We start from the raw sequence: 19,858 nt of genomic DNA, 5'->3' as shown, positions 1-19,858 counted from the left end.
CGTTGTGGAAGTATTCTTACACCGCCGGTGTCGATCGGATGGGAAACGGGGATGTCGCTATACGACGACTTGGTGCGGTTGGCCCATGAACATCAAGACCTGGCCGAAGCCATCGACGAGTTGCTGAAGCCCGTCGGCGATTCGATAGGCCGAATGAGTTGGAAAGGCCCACACCATGATCGAGTGCGGTCTGAGCTGGGAACGATGACGCGAAATGCCCGTTTGGTTGCCGAATCCCTGCGTGGCCGCGCCAAGTTGATCCGAGATGCGGCCTTCAACACTCCCGACATCGGCAGGGATGCGCTGCTGGCGCTTGGTGGGCCACTAGGTCGAGCCATGATTAACCAGGCACCCGCCGAAGACCCGATTGTGCTGCTTCGTACTCTTCAACGGCAGCTGACTCCAATGGGTCCCGCCGTCTCCGCGGTGTTCGCCGAGCACGGCGTCAGGTGACCGAGGGCCGCGACCCGGGCGAGCGGAGGCCATACCGCGCCGACGAAGATCCGCATCTCCTCCAGAACCGTGTAATGATGACGGTCAGCGCGTTGACCGTGAAGGTTTGCGGGAAGAGTTTTAGCGTCCTTGGCCCCCGCGAGGAGGTTTCGTGACCCGATCCGACGAGGTTGCCAGTGTGGCCGGTCGCGGCGAGCCGATCCGTGTGCTTATCGTCGACGACCACGCTCTGATCCGCCGCAGCCTTGAGCTGGCGCTGGCCGCGGAGGCGGACATCGAGGTCGTCGGCGAGGCGAGCGACGGCCGTGAGGCGGTCGAACTGGCCGACCGGCTGCTGCCCGACGTGGTCTTGATGGATGTCCGGATGCCCAGGCAGGACGGCATCGAGGCGACCCGGGGCATCAAGGAGTCGGTGCCGAGCACCCGGGTGATCATGCTGACGGTCAGCGACGAAGAGGAGGACCTCTTCGAGGCGATCAAGGCGGGCGCCACCGGATATCTGCTCAAGGACGTCCAGCTCGACGAGGTGCCCGACGCGGTGCGCGGCGTGCACGAGGGACAGTCGCTCATCAACCCCGCGATGGCGGCGAAGCTGATCTCCGAGTTCGCCAACATGAGCCGCAAGGAGGCCGAGCGGCCGCCGCAGCTCCCGGTGCCGAAGCTGACCGATCGCGAGATGGAGGTGCTCCGCCTCGTCGCGAAGGGCATGAACAACCGGGAGATCGCCAAGGAGCTGTTCATCTCCGAGAACACGGTCAAGAACCACGTGCGCAACATCCTGGAGAAGCTGCAGCTCCATTCCCGGATGGAGGCCGTGGTCTACGCCGTGCGCGAGCGGCTGCTCGAGATCACCTAGAGCCGGAAACGCTCACCTCACCGGTCGCCTCGTCGTCGTCAGGGACCAGGGCCCCGCTGAATTGAGCGGAGTACAGCCGGTGGTACGCGCCCCGGGCGGTGAGCAGTTCGTCGTGGGTGCCGTGCTCGACGATGCTGCCGGCCTCCATGACCAGGATGAGGTCGGCGTCCCGGATGGTGGACAGCCGGTGGGCGATGACGAAGCTGGTGCGGTCCGTACGCAGCGCTGCCATCGCGTGCTGCACCAGGACCTCGGTCCGGGTGTCCACCGAGCTGGTGGCCTCGTCCAGGATGAGCAGGGACGGGTTGGCGAGGAAGGCGCGGGCTATGGTGATCAGCTGCTTCTCGCCCGCGCTGATGTTGCCGCCCTCCTCGTCGATCACGGTGTCGTACCCGTCGGGCAGCGTACGGACGAACCGGTCGACGTGGGCGGCCCGCGCGGCGGTGTAGATCTCCGCTTCGGTGGCCCGGGGGTTGCCGTACGCGATGTTGTCGCGGATCGTGCCGCCGAACAGCCAGGTGTCCTGCAGGACCATGCCGATCTGCGACCGCAGGTCCTCACGGCGCATCGCGGTGATGTCGACGCCGTCGAGGGTGATGCGGCCCGCGTCCAGCTCGTAGAAGCGCATGATCAGGTTGACCAGCGTGGTCTTCCCCGCGCCGGTCGGGCCGACGATCGCGATCGTGTGCCCGGGTTCGGCCACGAGCGACAGGTCCTCGATGAGGGGCTGCTCGGGGTCGTACCGGAAGGACACGTGCTCGAACTCGACGCGTCCCCGCCGGGTGGCGGGCAGCGCCGGATCCGCCGGGTCCGGCCACTGCTCCGTCGCGTCGAGCAGTTCGAAGACCCGCTCGGCGGACGCCACGCCCGACTGCAGCAGGTTGGCCATCGAGGCGACCTGCGTCAGCGGCTGGGTGAACTGCCGGGAGTACTGGATGAACGCCTGGACGTCACCCAGGCTCATCGAACCGGTGGCGACGCGTACGGCGCCGACGACGGCGATGGCCACGTAGTTGAGGTTCCCGACGAACATCATCATCGGCATGATGATCCCGGAGATGAACTGGGCGCCGAAGCTCGCCTTGTACAGCGCCTCGTTCCGCTCCCGGAAGACCTGCTCGACCTCGGGCCCGCGCCCGAAGACCTTCACCAGCTCATGACCGGTGAACGCCTCCTCGATGTGAGCGTTCAGCGTGCCCGTGTGGGCCCACTGCGCGACGAACTGCTTCTGCGAGCGCTTGGCGATCTGCCCGGTGATGATCATCGTGATCGGGATCGTCACCAATGCGATCACCGCGAGCAGCGGAGAGATGACGAACATCATCGCCAGCACGCCGATCACGGTGAGCAGTGAGCTCAGCAGCTGGCTCAACGTCTGCTGCAGGGTCTGGGACACGTTGTCGATGTCGTTGGTGACCCGGCTGAGCAGTTCGCCGCGCGGTTGTCCGTCGAAGAACTGCAGCGGGAGCCGGTTGATCTTGTCCTCGACGTCGGCTCGCAGCCGGAAGACGGTGCGCTGGGTCACGTCGTTGAGCAGGTAGCCCTGCAGCCACATCAAGGCCGATGCGGCGAGGTAGAGGCCGAGGGCCCAGGTGAGTGCGGTGGCCAGCGCGCCGAAGTCGATGCCCTGCCCCGGGACGATGTCCATCGCCGCGATCATGTCGGCGAAGTTGTCGTGGCCCGCGGCACGGGCGGCCTGGACCGCCTGCTCCTTGGTGGTTCCGGCGGGCAGTTGACCACCGATCACCCCGCTGAAGATCACGTCCGTCGCGAGGCCGAGGATCTTCGGTCCGATGACGGAGAACACCACGCTGATCACGGCGAGGCCGATCACCGCCAGGACCCTCGGGCGCTCGGGGCTCAGCCGCCGGAGGATCCGCCGGGTGGAGGGCCAGAAGTCCATGGACTTCTCCGTCGGCATCCCGCCGAACCCCCCGAAACCCCCTCCGGGGCCACCCCTGACCGGGCGCGGTCGCTCAGCGGGTGCGGGTGCCGGGGAGGTCGTGGATGCCGGGGAGGCCGAGGACACAGGGGATGCCGGGGATCGGTCGCTCATGCCGCACTCTCCGCGGTCAGCTGGGATTCGACGATCTCGACGTAGGTCGGGCAGGAGCCGAGAAGTTCCTCATGGGTGCCGATGCCGGCGACGAGGCCGTCGTCCAGGACGATGATCTGATCGGCGTCGACGATCGTGGAGACCCGCTGGGCGACGATGATCACGGTGGCCTCGGAGGTGTACGGACGCAGCGCGGCGCGCAACCGGGCGTCCGTGGTCAGGTCGAGTGCGGAGAACGAGTCGTCGAACAGGTAGATCTCAGGCTTGGCGACCAGCGCCCGGGCGATCGAGAGCCGCTGCCGCTGACCGCCGGACACGTTCGTGCCGCCCTGTGTGATCGGCGCCTGCAGACCCTCGGGCATCGCCTCGACGAAGTCGCGGGCCTGGGCGACCTCCAGTGCCTCCCACAGCTCCTCGTCGGTGGCGTCCGGGTTGCCGTACCGCAGGTTGCTCGCGACGGTTCCGGTGAACAGGTACGGCTTCTGCGGCACCAGGCCGATCCGCCCCCAGAGCATCTTGGGATCGAGGTCGCGCACGTCGGCACCGTCGATCAGTACGGCGCCCGAGGTGGCGTCGAACAGCCTGGGCACCAGGGAGACCAGCGTCGTCTTGCCCGACCCGGTGCTGCCCACGACGGCGGTGGTCTGCCCAGCGACGGCGCGGAAGGAGATCCCGGACAACACGGGCGCCGCCGCCCCCGGATAGCGGAACTCGACGTCGCGCAGCTCCAGTTCGGCCCGGCGGTCCACCTGTCGTACGGGTCGCTCGGGCGGCCGGACCGACGACTCGGTGTCGAGCACCTCGCCGATGCGCTCGGCGCAGACGGCGGCACGAGGGATCATGATCGAGATGAAGGTGGCCATCATCATCGACATGAGGATCTGCAGCAGATACATGAGGAACGCGGTGAGGGAGCCGACCTGCATCTCACCGCTGTCCACCCGGGCGGCCCCGAACCACAGCACGGCGACGCTGGAGGCGTTGAGGATCAACATCACGGTGGGGAAGATGAGCGCGGTCAGCCGCCCGACGCGCAGCGCGGTATCGGTCAGCTCGTCGTTCGCCTCGGCGAACCGGCGGGTCTCCTCACGTTCCCGGACGAAGGCCCGCACCACGCGGATGCCCGAGAGTTGCTCGCGCAGCACCCGGTTGACCGCGTCGATGCGGACCTGCATGGCCCGGAACTGCGGAACCATCCGGGAGACGAGCAGGCCGATCGAGAGCAGCAGCACCGGGACGCAGACCAGCATGAGCCAGGACAGTCCGACGTCCTGGCGCAGCGCCATGATGATGCCGCCGATGCCCATGATCGGCGCGGCGACCAACATCGTGCAGGTCATCACCACGAGCATCTGGACCTGCTGCACGTCGTTGGTGTTGCGGGTGATCAGCGAGGGCGCGCCGAAGTGGGCGACCTCCCGGGTCGAGAACTCGCTCACCCGGTGGAAGACCGCGGACCGGACGTCCCGCCCGAACCCGGCCGCCACCTTCGCGCCGTGGTAGACCGCCGCGATCGAGCAGGCGATCTGCACGAGGGACACGGTCAGCATCCAGCCGCCGGTGGTCAGGATGTAGCCGGTGTCGCCGGTGGCCACGCCCTTGTCGATGATGTCGGCGTTCAGGCTGGGCAGGTACAGCGAGGCGATGGTGCCGATCAGCTGGAACAGCACCACGGCGGTCAGCGCCGACGAGTACGGCCGCAGGTGGGTGCGGAGCAGGCGGCTCAGCACGGGTGCACCCCGGCTGAGGCCACTCGGCAGGAGATCCGAATCACGCCAAAAACGCTATATGATCAATTGATTACTCACGCGCGATTTTTGCCGTTGAGCGCGGCCCGCAGCGGTCCCTCGAGCTCCGGCGAGGTGATTCGCTCGATCCTGACGTCCGTGCAGTCCACCCAGCTCGCGGCCTCCAGCAGTGCGTCCCGCATGCCCGTGACGGCCGCCCTGCGACCGGCCGCGGTACGGCTGACGCCGGGCTCGAAGCCGACCTGGCGGGCGACGAGCGTGCGGCCCTCCCGGGCCGGATCCACGCGGCCGATGATCCGGCCGCCGACCAGCACCGGCATCGCGAAGTAGCCGTGGATCCGTTTGTCCCTGGGCACGTACGCCTCCAGACGGTGGCTCAGCCCGAAGATCCGCTCGGTACGCGGCCGATCCCAGATCAGCGAATCGAACGGAGACAGCGGCGTGGTCCGGTGGCGTCCGCGCGGCTCCGTCTCCAGGGCGGCCGGATCCGCCCAGGCGTTGGGGGCGCCGGCACCGTCGCCGCCCGCCCGCGCCCCGGCTCCGGAACCGCGTCGGGCGGGCGGCCAGCCACCGACCCGTACCGGCACGAGGCCGGCCGCGCCGCTCAGCAGGGCGTCGTCGAGCAGGTCGGCGTACCTCCCCTTCACCCGGGTGAAGTCGACCAGGTCGGCCCGGGTCGCCACGCCCAGGGAGCGGCCGGCGATCGCGGTGAGCCCGGCGACGCACTCCGCGTCGGTGGGATCCTCACCCAGCAGATCGGCGGGGATCACGCGCTCGGCCAGGTCGTAGACGCGGCGCCAGCCGACCCGCCGGGTGCAGACGACCTCGCCGACGTCGAGCAGGAACTCGATCGCGATTTTGGAGTCGGACCAGTCCCACCACTCGCCCGCCTGCGTCGTGCCGGAGGCGCGCCGGTCAACACGTGCTCCGCCGATGTCGGCGGTGGTGACCGGTCCCTCCGAGCGCACGAGCTCCAGGACCTTGTCGACGGTCGGCGGCACTTCGTGCCAGCGGAACCGCCGCTCACGGTAGGCCCGGCGGCGGAAGCCGTACAGGGGCCACTGTTCGATGGGGAGGATGCAGGCGGCGTGACACCAGTATTCGAAGGCACGGGGCGGAAGTGGCGGCGCGCTGTGCCAGTAGGCGCGCTCCACCTCCGCCCGGCCGACCGGGCCGAGCCGGGCGTACGCGACGAGCTCGTGCGAGCGTGCCAGCACCGAGATGGTGTCGAGTTGGACGGCCCCCACGCGCCGCAGCATGGCGGACACGCCGCCGTCGCGCGCGCTCGCGCCGAGGAAGCCCTGAGCCCGCAGAATGATCCTGCGGGCCTCGTCCGGGGTCAGATCGGTCACGCCTGGAGATGCTAAACGGCGCGACCGACAAAATGCTTTCGGCGGTTCGCCGCCGAACACGGCACGGTGGGCCTGGCCGTACCGGCCGGGCCCGGAGCGTACGGCGGCTCAGGCGTGGTGATGCTCGAACGGGGAGTGATGCTCCTGCGCCTCGATCTCCCTGGGGGCGTCTACGATCACGTCCGAGAAGATGTCGACGGCGAGGGCGATGAGGCCGCCGACCGCGCAGATCCCGGCGCCGACCCAGACGAGCACCCAGTTGGGGCCGATGGTGAGGGCGATCCCGCCCAGGAGGAAGCCGATGAGGATCGTCGTGACGGCGAACCACGATTTGGGGCTTCCCGCGTGGCTGCCTTGGTGTCCGCTCTGTGCCATACCCCGTTTTCTACCTGATGAGAGCCTTGGTCGGCACACCGGGGGAACCCTTCGGGGGTTTTCCTCGTTGTAACTCATGCGAATGCGGCACGCCGCTCCGGCTCATTGGCGATGGCTGTGTCCGGTGGCGGAACAGCCTACGATGGCTATGGGGAAGTGTGTGTCTGTCCTCACACCCCGGCGGATCGCCCGGGGTAGACCTGCGAGGAGCTCTACTAACAGTGCCAGCCATTCTCGACAAGATCCTTCGCGCCGGCGAAGGCAAGACTCTGCGGAAGCTCAAGCGGATCGCCGAGCAGGTCAACTCCATTGAAGAGGACTTCAAGAGCCTGTCGGACGCCGAGCTCCGTGCGCTGACCGACGAGTACAAGCAGCGTTACACCGACGGCGAGTCCCTTGACGACCTGTTGCCTGAGGCTTTCGCTACCGTACGCGAGGCCGCCCGCCGAGTGCTCGGGCAGCGCCACTTCGACGTGCAGATCATGGGTGGCGCCAACCTGCACATGGGCAACATCTCGGAGATGAAGACCGGTGAGGGCAAGACCCTCACCTGTACTCTCCCGAGCTACCTCAACGCCCTGTCCGGCAAGGGCGTCCACGTCGTCACGGTCAACGACTACCTGGCCAGGCGCGACGCCGAGACGATGGGCCGCGTGCACCGCTTCCTCGGCCTCGAGGTCGGCGTGATCCTGGCGAACATGCCGCCGGACGAGCGCCGCCGGCAGTACAACGCGGACATCACGTACGGCACGAACAACGAGTTCGGCTTCGACTACCTGCGCGACAACATGGCCTGGTCCATGGAGGAGTGCGTCCAGCGCGGCCACAACTACGCGATCGTCGACGAGGTCGACTCCATTCTCATCGACGAGGCGCGCACCCCGCTGATCATCTCCGGCCCCGGCGAGCAGTCCGGCAAGTGGTACACGGAGTTCGCCAAGATCGTGCCGAGGCTGCGCCGCGGCACCGAGGGCAAGGACGGCGAGGAGAGCACCGGCGACTACGTCGTCGACGAGAAGAAGCGCACGATCGGCATCCTCGAGGCCGGTGTCGAGAAGGTCGAGGACTGGCTCGGCATCGACAACCTGTACAAGCCCGAGCACACCCACCTCGTCCAGTTCCTCAACAACGCGATCAAGGCGAAGGAACTGTTCAAGAAGGACAAGGACTACATCGTCGTCGACGGCGAGGTCCTGATCGTCGACGAGTTCACCGGGCGCGTCCTGCACGGCCGTCGCTACAACGAGGGCATGCACCAGGCCATCGAGGCCAAGGAGAGCGTGAAGATCAAGGACGAGAACCAGACGCTCGCCACGATCACGCTGCAGAACTACTTCCGCCTGTACGAAAAACTCGCCGGAATGACCGGTACGGCCACCACAGAGGCCAACGAGTTCCACCAGACCTACAAGCTCGGCGTGGTCCCGATCCCGACCAACCGGCCGATGATCCGCAAGGACCAGGCCGACGTGGTCTACAAGACCGAGGACGCCAAGTTCCAGGCCTGCGTCGACGACATCAAGGAGCGGTACGAGAAGGGCCAGCCGGTCCTGGTCGGCACCACCAGCGTGGAGAAGTCCGAGAAGCTCTCCCGGATGCTCAAGCGCCAGGGTGTGCCGCACGAGGTGCTGAACGCGAAGAACCACGCGCGCGAGGCCGCGATCGTCGCGGAGGCCGGCCGCAAGGGCGCGGTCACCGTCGCCACGAACATGGCGGGCCGCGGTACCGACATCATGCTGGGCGGCAACCCCGAGTTCCGCGCCGGCCTGGAGCTGGAGCAGCGCGGGCTGTCGCCGTCGGAGACTCCGGAGGAGTACGAGCAGGCCTATCCCGAGGCGCTGGAGAAGGCCAAGGCGGCCGTCAAGAGCGAGCACGAAGAGGTCATCGAGGCCGGCGGGCTCTACGTGCTGGGCACCGAGCGGCACGAGTCCCGGCGCATCGACAACCAGCTGCGCGGCCGCTCCGGCCGTCAGGGCGACCCGGGTGAGTCCCGGTTCTACCTGTCGCTCGAAGACGACCTGATGAGGCTGTTCAACTCCGCCAGGGTCGAGATGATCATGACCCGGCTCAACATTCCGGACGACGTGCCGATCGAGTCGGGCATCGTGTCCAAGGCGATCGCCTCCGCCCAGCACCAGGTCGAGCAGCAGAACTTCGAGATCCGCAAGAACGTCCTCAAGTACGACGAGGTCATGAACCGGCAGCGCACGGTGATCTACGCCGAGCGCCGCAAGGTGCTGGAGGGCGCCGACCTGCAGGAGCAGGTGCACGTCTTCATCACGGACGTCATCGACGACTACGTCAAGGGCGCGACGAGCGAGGGCTTCGCCGAGGAGTGGGACCTCGACAAGCTGTGGAAGGCGTTCGGTCAGCTCTACCCGATCTCGTTCACCGTCGAGGAGCTCATCGAGGCCGCGGGTGGCGAGCGGGAGGACCTGTCCGGCGACTTCATCGCGGAGAAGGTCAAGGCCGACGCGCTCGAGGCGTACGGCCGGCGTGAGGAGCAGCTCGGCTCCGAGGCGATGCGTGAGCTGGAGCGCCGGGTCATCCTCTCGGTGCTCGACCGCAAGTGGCGCGAGCACCTCTACGAGATGGACTACCTCCAGGAGGGCATCGGCATGCGTGCCTATGCCCAGAAGGACCCGCTGATCGAGTATCAGCGCGAGGGCTACGAGATGTTCACCGCGATGCTCGACGGCATCAAGGAGGAGTCGGTCGGCTACCTGTTCAACCTCGAGGTCGAGGTGCAGGCCAACCCGATCGTCGAGGAGAACACCGAAGAGGACTCGGAGGTCGCGCAGGCCGGTTCGATCATCGCTCAGGCGCTGCGCCGGCCGTCCCGTCCGACCGAGATGGTCTACAGCGCGCCGGGCGAGACCGGTGACGTCGAGGTCAACCGGGTGCGCTCCACGCCGGAGCAGCGTGCCGCCTACGGCAACACCGAGCGCAACGCGCCCTGCCCGTGCGGTTCCGGAAAGAAGTTCAAGCGCTGCCACGGCGACCCGAGGAACGCCGACGCGTAAGCGAACGACGATCCCCGCCGGGGCCGCCCCGGCGGGGATTCGTCATTCTCAGGCGGCGCTGCTCGGAAGGCGCTGTCAGGCGGTCTCGAACTCCGTGATCAGCCACTGGACGCCGAGCCGCTCCAGGCGCAGCGCGAGCACCCGGTTGCGCGTCCCGCAGCTGACGAGCAGGCACATCTCCGCCACGCCGTCGCGGGGCCACTGCACGTGCGGCGGCCCCACCATCGGGGGACGATCGGCGTGGATCATCTTCCCGGCGCGGACCAGCTCGCGGTAGGCCCGCTCGGACAGCTTGTCCTGCACGGTCTGCGCCGGCCGCCGACCCGTGAGGACCTCGGCCATGGCCTGGCCGAGGCAGCGCAGGTGCCGCTCACCTGGTCGGGCTCCCCGGATCCCCCGAGTTCTCCCGATCCTCCCGGTCTCCCTGAGGACCCCGGTCTCCCGGGCCTCCCTGACGACGCTCTGGGTTTCCCGGGCCGATCGGGCGTCCCTGGCCCACTGCGCCGCGCGTGCTCCCGGTCTCTGCCGGGTTCCGGCGCCGGGGATGGCCTCCGGTGTGCCCGGGGCCGCGGCCGATGGGGACGCGTGGGCCAGCGCGAGTGAGCCGTACGTCATGGGCCCGCCGCCCTGGGCGGCGCCGCCGTCCGCCGGTTCGCGCTCGTCGTCGTACGGCGGATCCGCCGGGGGCACGGGCATGATTCTGGGCAGCGCGGTCCTCGGCGGCGCGGTCCTGGGCCGCGGGGTCGGCTTGGGCATGGAGACTCCCTGGTGGTCGTCGGGGGGGCGTTCGTCAGGGGGATGATCTGCTGCCTAATAGAGGTTTCGGCCCGCCCTCCTGATACACCCCACGCCAACTTTGCCGATCGACGCGTCCTTTTCTCCCCATTTCATGGGAAAGCTTCCCGACGGTTGGCGGGGTCCGATTGACTTCTGCCGAATTCCGACCAGGCGAAGAAATGAATTACGGACCGATGAAAACGGGGCCGATGGAAGGGGTGCGGTCAGCCGCGGGAGCGGGTGACGGACTCCGTCGGCTCTCCGGAATCGACATCGGGCTCAGGCTCGCGACCCGGCGTCATGATGTTCAATTTCTTGATCAGGAAACTGAACACGAAGTAGTAGACGAAGAAGTACGCGACCCCGATCAGCATGATGAGCGGGAAGTTGTGCGTGTTCTCCTTGGTCGCGTTCAGCCCGGCGTCGATCGCGCCCGCGGAGAACCCGAAGCCGAGCCGTCCGCCGAGGCCCGCGACCAGGGCCATCGAGACGCCGGTGAGCAGCGCGTGCACCGCGAACAGGACCGGGGCGACGAAGATGAACGCGAACTCGATCGGCTCGGTGATGCCGGTGACGAACGAGACGAGCGCGGCGGAGAGCATGATGCCGCCGACGGTGGCCCGCCGGTGCGGGGGAGCGGCGCGCCACATGGCGAGGGCGGCCGCCGGCAGGCCGAACATCATGACCGGGAAGAAACCCGCCATGAACGCCCCCGCCCCCTCTTGGCCCGCGAAATAGCACCACATGTCCCCGGTCGTGTGGACGGTCCCGATGTCGCACCCGGGCACCGTGTACCAGACGATCGAGTTGACGAAGTGGTGCAGGCCGAAGGGGATGAGGGCCCGGTTGAACAGGCCGTATATCCCGGCACCCTCCGTCGAATGGCGGGCGAGCCAGTCGCCGAACTCGGTGAGTCCCTCCCCGAGGGGCGGCCAGATCAGGCCGAAGATCACGCCGAGGACCAGGGCCGCCAGGGCGGTGACGAGCGGGACGAACCGGCGGCCGCCGAAGAAGGCCAGCCAGGCGGGCAGCTTGATCCGGTAGTAGCGCTGCCAGAGCAGGGCGGTGACCAGGCCGATCAGGATGCCGCCGAGCACGCCGGTGGGGTTGGCCGACGCGAGGTTGAGCGCCTCGGAGAGCCTGCCCTCCTTGTCGGCGACGGTGTGCAGCACCTTCTCGCGGATGGCGGAGTCGGCCGAGGTGTCGAAGAACATCAGATGAGTGACCCGGTCCCAGACCAGATAGCCGACGACGGCCGCGAGGGCGGTCGAGCCGTCGGCACGCCGGGCGAAGCCGACCGCCACTCCCACGGCGAACAGCAGCGGCAGCGCGTCGAACAGCGCGTCGCCGGCCCCGCCCACGATATGGGCGATCTTGTCCAGGGTCGGGTTGTCCGTACGGCCCAGCAGGTCGTCCTCGCCCACGCGCAGGAGGATGGCGGCGGCCGGCAGCGCCGCGATCGGCAGCATGAGCGATCGGCCGATGCGAGACAGCACGGCCATCACCGCAGACTGCCGCCGCTCGGGAGCGGCGGGGAGCCCGGCGTCGGCCGAGGTGGGGCTCATCGATGTTCCTCCAGCGGGGGGAAACAGGGAGGAGGATCGCTAACTGCGCCTGGTCGGGATTTCGAGGAGCGTCCGGAGTTGGTAGCGGTCGGCGCGGTAGGTGGAGACCCCGAGCTCGGCGCACACCCCGCCGGCGAAGGAACGGCGCTGCAGCAGCAGCACCGGCCCGCCTCTGGGCAGCTTGAGCAGGTCGGCGTCGTCCGGGTCGGCGATCCCGCCGTCGATCGTGAGCTCCCCGGCGTCCATCACGAGACCGTAGCGCGACTCGAGCAGCGCGTACAGGGACCGTCCGGTCAGGTCGTAGGCATCGAGGTCGGGCGCGAGCGCCACCGGGATGTGGGCGCGCTCGATGCTCAGCGGTTCCCCGTCCGCCGTGCGCAGCCGTTCGATGAAGTGCACGGCGTCCCCCGGCTGGATGCCGAGTTGCCGGGCGAGATGCGCGCTGGCCCGGACCACGCGCCGATCCAGGTCCCGAGAGCCCGGCTCCATGCCGCGCGCCCGCATGTCGTCCGTGAACGAGGTGAGCTGGAGGGCCAGCTCGATCTTCGGGCGGGCGACGAATGTGCCCTTGCCGGGGACCCGGTGCAGCCGTCCCTCGGAGACCAGATGATCGACGGCCTGCCGTACCGTCATCCGGGACAGGCCGTAGCGCTGGCACAGGTCGCGCTCGGAGGGAATCGCCGCTCCGATGGGCAGCTCGTCGCTCTCGATGAGGTCGAGCAGGATCTCTCGAAGTTGGAAATATTTGGGCACCGGGCTGTCCGGGTCGATCTGAGCCATGGGTCCCTCCCCTCTCGATCCGCATCATCGTGATGAGTTATCGTTCGTACTGGTCTAGTCCGGACTAGACCACATGCTGGAAATATGTGTCAATGTATGGACCGGAGACGGATCGGTAACGGCCATGTCTCGCGAGGCGAAGGAAGACCATCTGATGACTACCAGGATGCGCGGTGAGATCGCCGAGCAGCCCGCGGCCATCCGTGTCACGCTCGACGCACTGCTGCCCAGGACCGGGGAGGTCGAGGCGCTCGCACGAGGCACCCGGCATGTGCTCTTCGTGGCCCGGGGGACCTCCGACAACGCGGCAGTCTACGGCCGCTACCTGATCGAGGCGCGGGCGGGTCGTCTCGCGGCGCTCGGCGCCCCCTCGATCGCCACGACGTACCGGCGCAGGCTGGACCTCGACGGCGTGCTCGCCGTGGGGCTGTCCCAGTCCGGCCGGACCGAGGAGATCGTCGAGACCCTGCAGTGGGCGCACGACTGCGGTGCGAAGACCATTGCCGTCACCAACGGCGGGGAGTCGTCGCCGCTGGCCCAGGTCGCGGATCTCGCACTGTGCACGCTGGCCGGCGAGGAGAAGGCCGTCCCCGCGACCAAGACGTACACGACCCAGCTCGCCGCGCTGGCCGTGCTCGCCATCGGGCTCGGGGCCGACGTCGACCCCGGCGACCTGAGGCGGGTCCCGGACGCGGTCGAGAAGCTGATCTCCGACCCGGGTGACCTGGACGCGGTCGTCGAGGGCCTCGCGGGCAAACCGGGCGTGGTCGTCTCCGGCCGCGGTCTGGTGTTCTCGACGGCGCTGGAGCTCGCGCTCAAGCTCAAGGAGGCGTGCTACCTGCACGCCATGGGGCTGTCGTACGCGGACCTGCTGCACGGCCCGATCGCGGTCGTCGACGAGGACACCCCCGCGATCCTGGTGGCGGCGGGGGAGGGGCCGACACTCGCCGGCACCATCTCGCTGGCCGAGCGGGTGACCGATGCCGGCGCATCCGCCTTCGGCGTGGGCGGTGGCACCGGGCTGGCCGGCGCCTCGACCGCCGCGCTCAACGGCCCCGATCTGCCGGAGTGGGTGGCGCCGCTCGGACTCATCGTTCCGGGGCAGTTGCTCACCGAGGCGCTCGCGCGCAGGCTCGGCATCGACCCCGACTCGCCGCGCGGTCTGAAGAAGGTGACCCAGACCGACTGAGCCAGGCGAATCCTCCGTCTCGGGGGCGGACGGTCCCTTGGCCGCGGGTACGGGCAGCAGGACATGATTTGCCGGAGACGACCCAGAACCGATGGAGGACCCATGGCCGCAGACGCCGAGGCGATCGTCGCCGGACTCGGTGGCGCCGACAACATCATCGAGGTGGAGCCGTGCATCACCCGGCTGCGGACCGAGGTGCGTGACGCCTCGAAGGTCGACCAGACCGCGCTCCGGGCCGCCGGTGTCCACGGCGTGATGGCGGCGGGCAACATCGTCCAGGTCGTGGTGGGCCCGGAGGCCGACACGATCGCCAGCGACATCGAGGACATCGTCGGCTGAGGGGCGGGGCTGGTTCGCGAAGGACTGGGCGAAGGACTGAACGGACAGGGAGAGCGGGCCGGATGGGCCGGACGTTCCAGATGTGCCGGATGCTCCGGCAAAAGGCGCTCCGTTGACGACGGTTCTCGCCCCGGTTGCGGGGGCGGCCATCGGCCTTGCCGCCGTGTCTGATCTGGTCTTCTCCCAGGCCATGGTGGGACCGGGGACGGCGATCGATCCCGACCGGCGGCCCGGCCACGCCGTGGCCCCGATCAGCGGCACGATCGTGAAACTGCACCCGCACGCCTACATCGTGGTGGGGGACGACGGGAAAGGGGTGCTGGTGCATCTCGGCATCGACACCGTGCAGCTCAGGGGCGAGGGGTTCGCGCTCCTGGCCGCAGAGGGCGATCGGGTCCTGGCCGGCCAGCCCGTGGTGGCCTGGGACCCGGCGGCGGTCGAGGCGGGGGGCCGCTCTCCGGTCTGCCCCGTCGTGGCCCTGGACGCCGAGGACGGGACGGTGGGCGAGATGGTCGAGGGCCGGGTGGGCGCCGGTGATCCGCTGTTCCTGTGGTCATGACGGCCGCCCGGTGGCCAGGAGGGCGGCCCGGGGGTCAGGACCGCGGCCCAGCGGTTAGGACGAGTGGTTGTCACGCCGGTCCGGTTGGTCGTGACGGACCGGCATCGGGAGTGTTGACTGGCCCTGGCGGAACCATCGATGGTCTGGCCCATCTGACGAAGGAGGAAACGTGGCAGAGCGCAAGGTGACCGTCACCTCCGAGGTGGGGCTGCACGCCCGCCCGGCGGCGACGTTCGTGCAGACGGCGGCGAAGGCGCCGTTCGATGTCACGATCGCCAAGGCGGACGGCCCGGCGGTGAACGCGAAGAGCATCCTCGCGGTGCTCTCCCTCGACGTCGAGCAGGGCGATTTCATCGTCGTCGCCGCGGAGGGCGATGGCGCCGACGAGCTGCTCGACGAGTTGGTCGAGATCGTGTCGGCCTCCTGATCTCGACGCGGCGCCCCAGCGGATCCCCCCGCCCCCACCCCCACCCCCGTGATCTTGCGAATTCTCGCATGGAGGCCCCCTGACCTGCGCACATCCCTTCCGTGATCTTGCAGATCCTTGCAGGCGCGCGTCCTGACCTGCGCCGCTGCGTTAGCTGATCTTGCAGTCGGCGGGGGACGCGCGCCGGGACGGTGAGAAGCGCCGGGTTATCCACAGGCGGGAGGTCAAGCGGCAAGGATGTGACTCGCGCGGCTACGGTAAACAGCGTGTCACGATTTGCGGGAGCGGCCGGACCGATCGGAGTCGGGCCCAGAGGAGCGGGGCCACCCCGGAGGGCGGGCGGCGCGTTCGGTGCGTGGGTTGCGAGCGGTGGCGCAAGAGCCGGTCGCGCCGTCGTCCTGGGCCTGTCGGTGTTGCTCGCGACGGGATGCTCGGCCGGTTGGTCGGCGCAGTCCGGCGGCACCGAGGCCTCGCCTGCCCGGTCTCCGTACGCCTCGGCAGGGCAGAGCGCCCCGGCCCCGGGAGCGTCTCCTGCCCCGGGCACCTCCGCTGCCGCCGCCGGTCCTACGGGCGCCGAGCCCCGGGACAGTGAGCCGTCGGGGGTGGCGTCGCCGGCGATCGCCCAGGAGGCGCTCGCCGCGATGAGCCTGGAGGACAAGGTCGGGCAGCTCTTCTTCGCCGTCGTGTACGGCTCGCACGCCGGCTCCTCCAGCAACGAGAACCGGGCGAGGTACGGCGTGGCGACGCCGGCCGAGGTGGTCGCCAAGTATCGGCCGGGCGGCGTGATCCTCTTCCCCTGGGCGGGCAACGTCTCCACCGCCCGTCAGATCGCCGCGCTCACCACGGGGCTGCGCAAGGCGTCGAAGACCCCCCTGGTGATCGGAGTCGATCAGGAGAACGGCACCGTGTCCCGGCTCGGCTCGGTGATCACGAAGCTGCCGGGCGCGGGTGCCATCGGGGCCACCGGGAACCCCGCCAACGCCCGCGACGCGGCCCGGGTCACCGGGAAGGAACTGCGGTCGCTCGGCATCCTGCTCGACTTCGCCCCGGTCGCCGACGTCAACATCAACCCCCGCAACCCGGTGATCGGCCCCCGGGCCTACGGATCCGATCCGCGGAAGGTCGCGGCCATGGTGGGGGCGGCCGTGGACGGCTTCCACGCCGCCGGTGTCGCCTCGGTCGCCAAACACTTCCCCGGCCATGGGGACACGACGGTCGACAGCCACACGGGTCTTCCCGTGATCAAGCATTCCAAGGCACAGTGGCGACGCCTCGACGCCCCACCGTTCCGCGCGGCGATCGAACACGGCGTGGACGCGATCATGACGGCCCACGTGGTCATGCCGGAGCTCGATCCGTCCGGCGATCCGGCGACCCTGTCGAAGCCGATCCTGACCGGCCTGCTCCGCGGGGAGCTGGGTTTCGACGGAGTGATCACCACCGACGCGCTCGACATGGCGGGGGTGCGCGAGAAGTACGGCGACTCCGAGGTGGCGGTGCGCGCCATTCTGGCCGGGGTCGACGTCCTGCTCATGCCGCCCGACCTGCCCAAGGCGTACAACGCGGTGCTCAAGGCGGTCAAGTCCGGGCGGATCACCGAGAAACGGCTCGACGAGTCGGTGCTGCGCATCCTTCTGCTGAAGCAGAAGCGCGGCGTGTTCAAGGCCACGCGGACCGATCCGTCGGCGGTGCGGTCCGCCGAGCATCTCAAGATCGCCAAACGGCTGACCGGGCGTGTGGCCGCGAAACCCTGATCATGACGCTACGTCGTGCGTGGGATTCGGGTGATCCGCCGCCTATATTGGATGAGCGTCAAAGGGGGGTGCGGTGCTCAAGGGCGTCCTGATCGACTGGGCCGGTGTGCTCACGACGAGCATGGTCGACTCCATCGCCGAATGGATGGAGGCCGACCGCATCGACTCCCGGCACTACCGGGAGGTGATGCGCCGGCTGGTCCAGCAGGCGTACGAGGGCGGGCTCGGGCCGGGCATGGAGAACCCGATCCACGCGCTGGAGCGCGGCGAGATTCCGGCCGCCGAGTTCGAACGGGACCTCGCCGCCCGGCTGCTGACCGTGGACGGTGTGCCGCCAGAGGCGGACGGCCTGCTCACCCGGATGTTCGCCGGGTTCCGGCCGGTCGAGGAGATGCACGAGATGCTCAGGCTGGCCCGTGTGGCCGGGCTGAGCACCTGCCTGGTGTCCAATTCCTGGGCCAACGAATATCCCCGCGACCGCTGGGACGGGCTCTTCGACGCCGTCGTGATCTCGGGCGAGGTCGGCATGCGTAAGCCGGAGCCGCGCATTTTCCGGCACGCGCTTGGCCTGCTCGCTCTGGAGGCCGGGCAGTGCGTGTTCATCGACGACATCGAGGCGAACATCCAGGCGGCCTCGGGCCTCGGCCTCGTCGGGATCCACCACACGGACCCGCCGGCCACCATCACCGAGATGGAGCGGCTCTTCGACATGCGATTCCGGTCGGCATGACACGGCCCGGTTCTTCCAACCCGCATCCCCGGCGGCCCTAAGGTGGGAATCTGGTCCTCCGGGGGCCTTCGCCCTCCGGACATCGTGAGTCGAGGAACGCATGCGCGTGTATCTGCCGTGCACGCTCTCCGCGCTGGCCGAGCTGGCCGCCGCGGGAGAGCTGGGACCCGCCCCGCTGACCGGTTACGCGGTCACGCCCGCGTTGGTGGAGTGGTACGTCTCGGGTGACACAGAGGAACTGGAGTACGTGGCGCTGACCGAGGCGGCCCGGGCCTCGCTGCGCATGTTGGCGGCGGAGCGGGCCGAGGGGATCAAGGCCGTCGGCCGCCGGGTCGTCATCGCGGCCGAGATGCCGGACGACCTGGTCAAGGTCGGTACGGATCTGGAGGACCGCGGGCGGGTGCGGCTGCTCGACCCGGTGCCGCTGGCGAAGGTCGCCGCCGTCCACGTGGACGACATCGACGCCGTGCCGGACGTGGAGGCCGCGATGGCGGTGCTTCCCGCCGCGGACACCGGTGACGACGACGCGCGGTTCGTGGTGGACGGCGCGGAAGACCACGAGCTCATGTGGTACGCCACCCAGGAAATCCCCTATCTCCTGAACTGACGCCCGGCGTTCATGGAAATGTCAGCGGCCACGGTTAGGCTCAAGGGCGATATGACACACATAGTTTGGGACTGGAACGGCACGCTCTTCCACGACATCGACGCGGTCGTCGGAGCGACCAACGAGATCTTCCAGCCGTACGGGCTGGGGCCGTACGACGTGGAGGGCTTCCGGGAGGTGTACACCCGGCCGATCTGGGTGGCGTACGAGCGCATGCTCGGCCGGCCGCTCAGGGACGGGGAGTGGGAGGCCCTCGACCTCGGCTTCCACGAGAACTACCACCGCCTGATGGAGGTCTGCCAGCTCGCCGAGGGCGCGCTGTCGAGCCTCCGGGCCTGGGAGGACGCGGGACGCACGCAGTCGCTGCTGTCGATGTGGGCGCACGAGCGCCTGGTGGGCAAGGTCGGCGACCTGGGCATCGACGGGCACTTCATCCGGGTCGACGGGCTTCGCTCCGCGTCCGGCGGCCCGAAGGCCGAGCACATGGTCGCGCACCTGAAGGCGCTCGGCCTGGATCCGGAGAAGGTGGTCGTCATCGGCGACAGCGTGGACGACGCGCACGCGGCACACCACGTCGGCGCCCGCGCGATCCTCTACACCGGTGGCATGAGCAGGCGGTCGGAGCTCAAGACCGTCGGCGTCCCGGTCGTCGACTCACTCGCCGACGCCCTCGACCTGGTCTGATCGGCTGGTCTGATCGGCCTGGCCGCGCAGAGCCTGGTCGCGTAGAGCCTGGTCGCGGAGAACACAGCCGCGGAGAACACGGCCGCGCAGAGCTGATCGGCATGGCCGCGTAAAACGGAGCGGCCCGCGCTCGAAGGCACGGGCCGCTCCGCTCTGTGCGTGATACCGGAAGATCACGGCGGCGGGGAGAGCCGGCGCTCTTCGTCGAGCAGCCAGCGGGGTTTCGCCTTCTGGGGCGGGCGATAGAGCCGCTTGACCGCCACCGCGCCGAAGGCGAACGAGGCGAAGAGGAACAGGCCCATCACCGCGTCCCACGCCTCGTTCCCCGAGATCCACGTGTACGCGAGCATAATCGCCCACATCGCGAGCATGATCGCACCGGGGAGCTGGGCGAAGGGCAGGTTGCGTAACTCCTTCGGGCCGTCCTCGTCGAAGTAGCGGCCCGCCCAGGTGCTCTGCCCGTCCGCTCGGACGAACCTGACGTGGTTGACGAAACCGAGGACCGCCAGGAGGGCGGTGACGAGCACCGCCCACCCCGGCGCGTGCGGATAGCCCGCTGCCTCGGCGGCCAAGCCGACGGTCAT

Annotated in this window: 19 protein-coding genes; 11 read left to right on the top strand and 8 right to left on the bottom strand. The window is 68.9% G+C overall.

The features are described 5' to 3' along the window. Positions 1–27 precede the first annotated feature (27 nt). On the top strand, positions 28–453 hold the full coding sequence (locus AP234_RS35875; protein WP_160330370.1) for a hypothetical protein: 426 nt from the start codon (positions 28–30) through the stop codon (positions 451–453). Between the two features lie 151 nt (positions 454–604). Beyond that, positions 605–1,309 (top strand): response regulator, encoded by a 705-nt coding sequence (locus AP234_RS03470; protein WP_055478002.1) that lies wholly within the window; start codon positions 605–607, stop codon positions 1,307–1,309. On the opposite strand, the gene AP234_RS03465 is transcribed toward AP234_RS03470, so the two are convergent. From AP234_RS03465 to AP234_RS03450, 4 genes are all read right to left on the bottom strand, one after another. Beyond that, the gene (locus tag AP234_RS03465) at positions 1,302–3,212 is read right to left on the bottom strand and encodes an ABC transporter ATP-binding protein (protein WP_431998037.1); all 1,911 of its coding nucleotides are present in this window, start codon (positions 3,210–3,212) and stop codon (positions 1,302–1,304) included. The two genes, AP234_RS03470 and AP234_RS03465, sit on opposite strands and share 8 nt — an antisense overlap. Positions 3,213–3,361: 149 nt before the next feature. Beyond that, positions 3,362–5,095 (bottom strand): ABC transporter ATP-binding protein, encoded by a 1,734-nt coding sequence (locus AP234_RS03460; protein WP_055478000.1) that lies wholly within the window; start codon positions 5,093–5,095, stop codon positions 3,362–3,364. A 74-nt stretch (positions 5,096–5,169) separates the two neighbouring features. Continuing rightward, entirely contained in the window at positions 5,170–6,465 is a 1,296-nt protein-coding gene (locus tag AP234_RS03455; RefSeq protein ID WP_055477999.1) for a DNA glycosylase AlkZ-like family protein, read from the bottom strand. A 108-nt stretch (positions 6,466–6,573) separates the two neighbouring features. Beyond that, entirely contained in the window at positions 6,574–6,840 is a 267-nt protein-coding gene (locus AP234_RS03450; RefSeq protein WP_055477998.1) for an HGxxPAAW family protein, read from the bottom strand. Between the two features lie 221 nt (positions 6,841–7,061). Here AP234_RS03450 and secA point away from each other — a divergent pair, with 221 nt between their 5' ends. Then, entirely contained in the window at positions 7,062–9,863 is a 2,802-nt protein-coding gene (gene secA, locus AP234_RS03445; RefSeq protein WP_055477997.1) for a preprotein translocase subunit SecA, read from the top strand. 75 nt (positions 9,864–9,938) lie between these two features. Here the strand turns inward: secA and AP234_RS37765 are convergent, their stop codons facing one another. From AP234_RS37765 to AP234_RS03430, 3 genes are all read right to left on the bottom strand, one after another. Continuing rightward, a complete protein-coding gene (locus tag AP234_RS37765) occupies positions 9,939–10,619 on the bottom strand; it encodes an Rv3235 family protein (protein ID WP_055477996.1) in 681 nt (226 codons plus the stop codon). A 245-nt stretch (positions 10,620–10,864) separates the two neighbouring features. Then, entirely contained in the window at positions 10,865–12,205 is a 1,341-nt protein-coding gene (locus AP234_RS03435) for a PTS transporter subunit EIIC (RefSeq protein WP_055477995.1), read from the bottom strand. A 39-nt stretch (positions 12,206–12,244) separates the two neighbouring features. Next, complete coding sequence (locus tag AP234_RS03430; protein ID WP_055477994.1) at positions 12,245–12,985, bottom strand: GntR family transcriptional regulator; 741 nt, start codon at positions 12,983–12,985, stop codon at positions 12,245–12,247. 154 nt (positions 12,986–13,139) lie between these two features. On the opposite strand from AP234_RS03430, the gene AP234_RS03425 reads away from it, so the two are divergent. The 8 genes from AP234_RS03425 to AP234_RS03390 all read left to right on the top strand — a co-directional run bounded on the left by AP234_RS03425 (position 13,140) and on the right by AP234_RS03390 (position 19,274). Next, a complete protein-coding gene (locus AP234_RS03425) occupies positions 13,140–14,174 on the top strand; it encodes an SIS domain-containing protein (RefSeq protein WP_055478240.1) in 1,035 nt (344 codons plus the stop codon). Positions 14,175–14,276: 102 nt separating this feature from the next. After that, on the top strand, positions 14,277–14,513 hold the full coding sequence (locus AP234_RS03420) for a PTS transporter subunit EIIB (protein WP_055477993.1): 237 nt from the start codon (positions 14,277–14,279) through the stop codon (positions 14,511–14,513). Between the two features lie 112 nt (positions 14,514–14,625). Further along, entirely contained in the window at positions 14,626–15,072 is a 447-nt protein-coding gene (locus AP234_RS03415; protein ID WP_055477992.1) for a PTS sugar transporter subunit IIA, read from the top strand. A 169-nt stretch (positions 15,073–15,241) separates the two neighbouring features. Further along, complete coding sequence (locus AP234_RS03410) at positions 15,242–15,499, top strand: HPr family phosphocarrier protein (protein ID WP_055477991.1); 258 nt, start codon at positions 15,242–15,244, stop codon at positions 15,497–15,499. 602 nt (positions 15,500–16,101) lie between these two features. Continuing rightward, a complete protein-coding gene (nagZ, locus tag AP234_RS03405; RefSeq protein ID WP_235557933.1) occupies positions 16,102–17,253 on the top strand; it encodes a beta-N-acetylhexosaminidase in 1,152 nt (383 codons plus the stop codon). A gap of 73 nt (positions 17,254–17,326) precedes the next feature. Beyond that, positions 17,327–17,983 carry an HAD family hydrolase gene (locus AP234_RS03400; RefSeq protein ID WP_235557932.1) on the top strand — a complete coding sequence of 219 codons (657 nt, stop codon included), beginning with the start codon at positions 17,327–17,329 and terminating at the stop codon, positions 17,981–17,983. Positions 17,984–18,083: 100 nt separating this feature from the next. Then, the gene (locus AP234_RS03395) at positions 18,084–18,590 is read left to right on the top strand and encodes a DUF6912 family protein (RefSeq protein ID WP_055477990.1); all 507 of its coding nucleotides are present in this window, start codon (positions 18,084–18,086) and stop codon (positions 18,588–18,590) included. A gap of 51 nt (positions 18,591–18,641) precedes the next feature. Further along, positions 18,642–19,274, top strand: coding sequence for an HAD family hydrolase (locus AP234_RS03390; RefSeq protein ID WP_083501721.1), 633 nt, complete (start codon positions 18,642–18,644; stop codon positions 19,272–19,274). A 173-nt stretch (positions 19,275–19,447) separates the two neighbouring features. Here the strand turns inward: AP234_RS03390 and AP234_RS03385 are convergent, their stop codons facing one another. Next, positions 19,448–19,858: a hypothetical protein gene (locus tag AP234_RS03385; protein ID WP_055477989.1), complete on the bottom strand. Its 411-nt coding sequence runs from the start codon at positions 19,856–19,858 to the stop codon at positions 19,448–19,450.

It is taken from the genome of Sphaerimonospora mesophila (genome assembly GCF_001417795.1).
In the GTDB taxonomy this organism is placed as follows: domain Bacteria; phylum Actinomycetota; class Actinomycetes; order Streptosporangiales; family Streptosporangiaceae; genus Sphaerimonospora; species Sphaerimonospora mesophila.
Note: the sequence above shows the minus strand (reverse complement) of the source record. Positions and strands in the feature narration are given on the sequence as shown.

Excerpts from the sequence above, each read along its gene's own strand:
- AP234_RS03465 (WP_431998037.1), bottom strand. The coding sequence starts at position 3,212 with ATGGACTTCTGGCCCTCCACCCGGCGGATCCTCCGGCGGCTGAGCCCC.
- AP234_RS03450 (WP_055477998.1), bottom strand. The coding sequence starts at position 6,840 with ATGGCACAGAGCGGACACCAAGGCAGCCACGCGGGAAGCCCCAAATCG.
- AP234_RS37765 (WP_055477996.1), bottom strand. The coding sequence starts at position 10,619 with ATGCCCAAGCCGACCCCGCGGCCCAGGACCGCGCCGCCGAGGACCGCG.
- AP234_RS03435 (WP_055477995.1), bottom strand. The coding sequence starts at position 12,205 with ATGAGCCCCACCTCGGCCGACGCCGGGCTCCCCGCCGCTCCCGAGCGG.
- AP234_RS03430 (WP_055477994.1), bottom strand. The coding sequence starts at position 12,985 with ATGGCTCAGATCGACCCGGACAGCCCGGTGCCCAAATATTTCCAACTT.
- AP234_RS03425 (WP_055478240.1), top strand. The coding sequence starts at position 13,140 with ATGACTACCAGGATGCGCGGTGAGATCGCCGAGCAGCCCGCGGCCATC.
- AP234_RS03420 (WP_055477993.1), top strand. The coding sequence starts at position 14,277 with ATGGCCGCAGACGCCGAGGCGATCGTCGCCGGACTCGGTGGCGCCGAC.
- AP234_RS03395 (WP_055477990.1), top strand. The coding sequence starts at position 18,084 with ATGCGCGTGTATCTGCCGTGCACGCTCTCCGCGCTGGCCGAGCTGGCC.
- AP234_RS03390 (WP_083501721.1), top strand. The coding sequence starts at position 18,642 with ATGACACACATAGTTTGGGACTGGAACGGCACGCTCTTCCACGACATC.
- AP234_RS03385 (WP_055477989.1), bottom strand. The coding sequence starts at position 19,858 with ATGACCGTCGGCTTGGCCGCCGAGGCAGCGGGCTATCCGCACGCGCCG.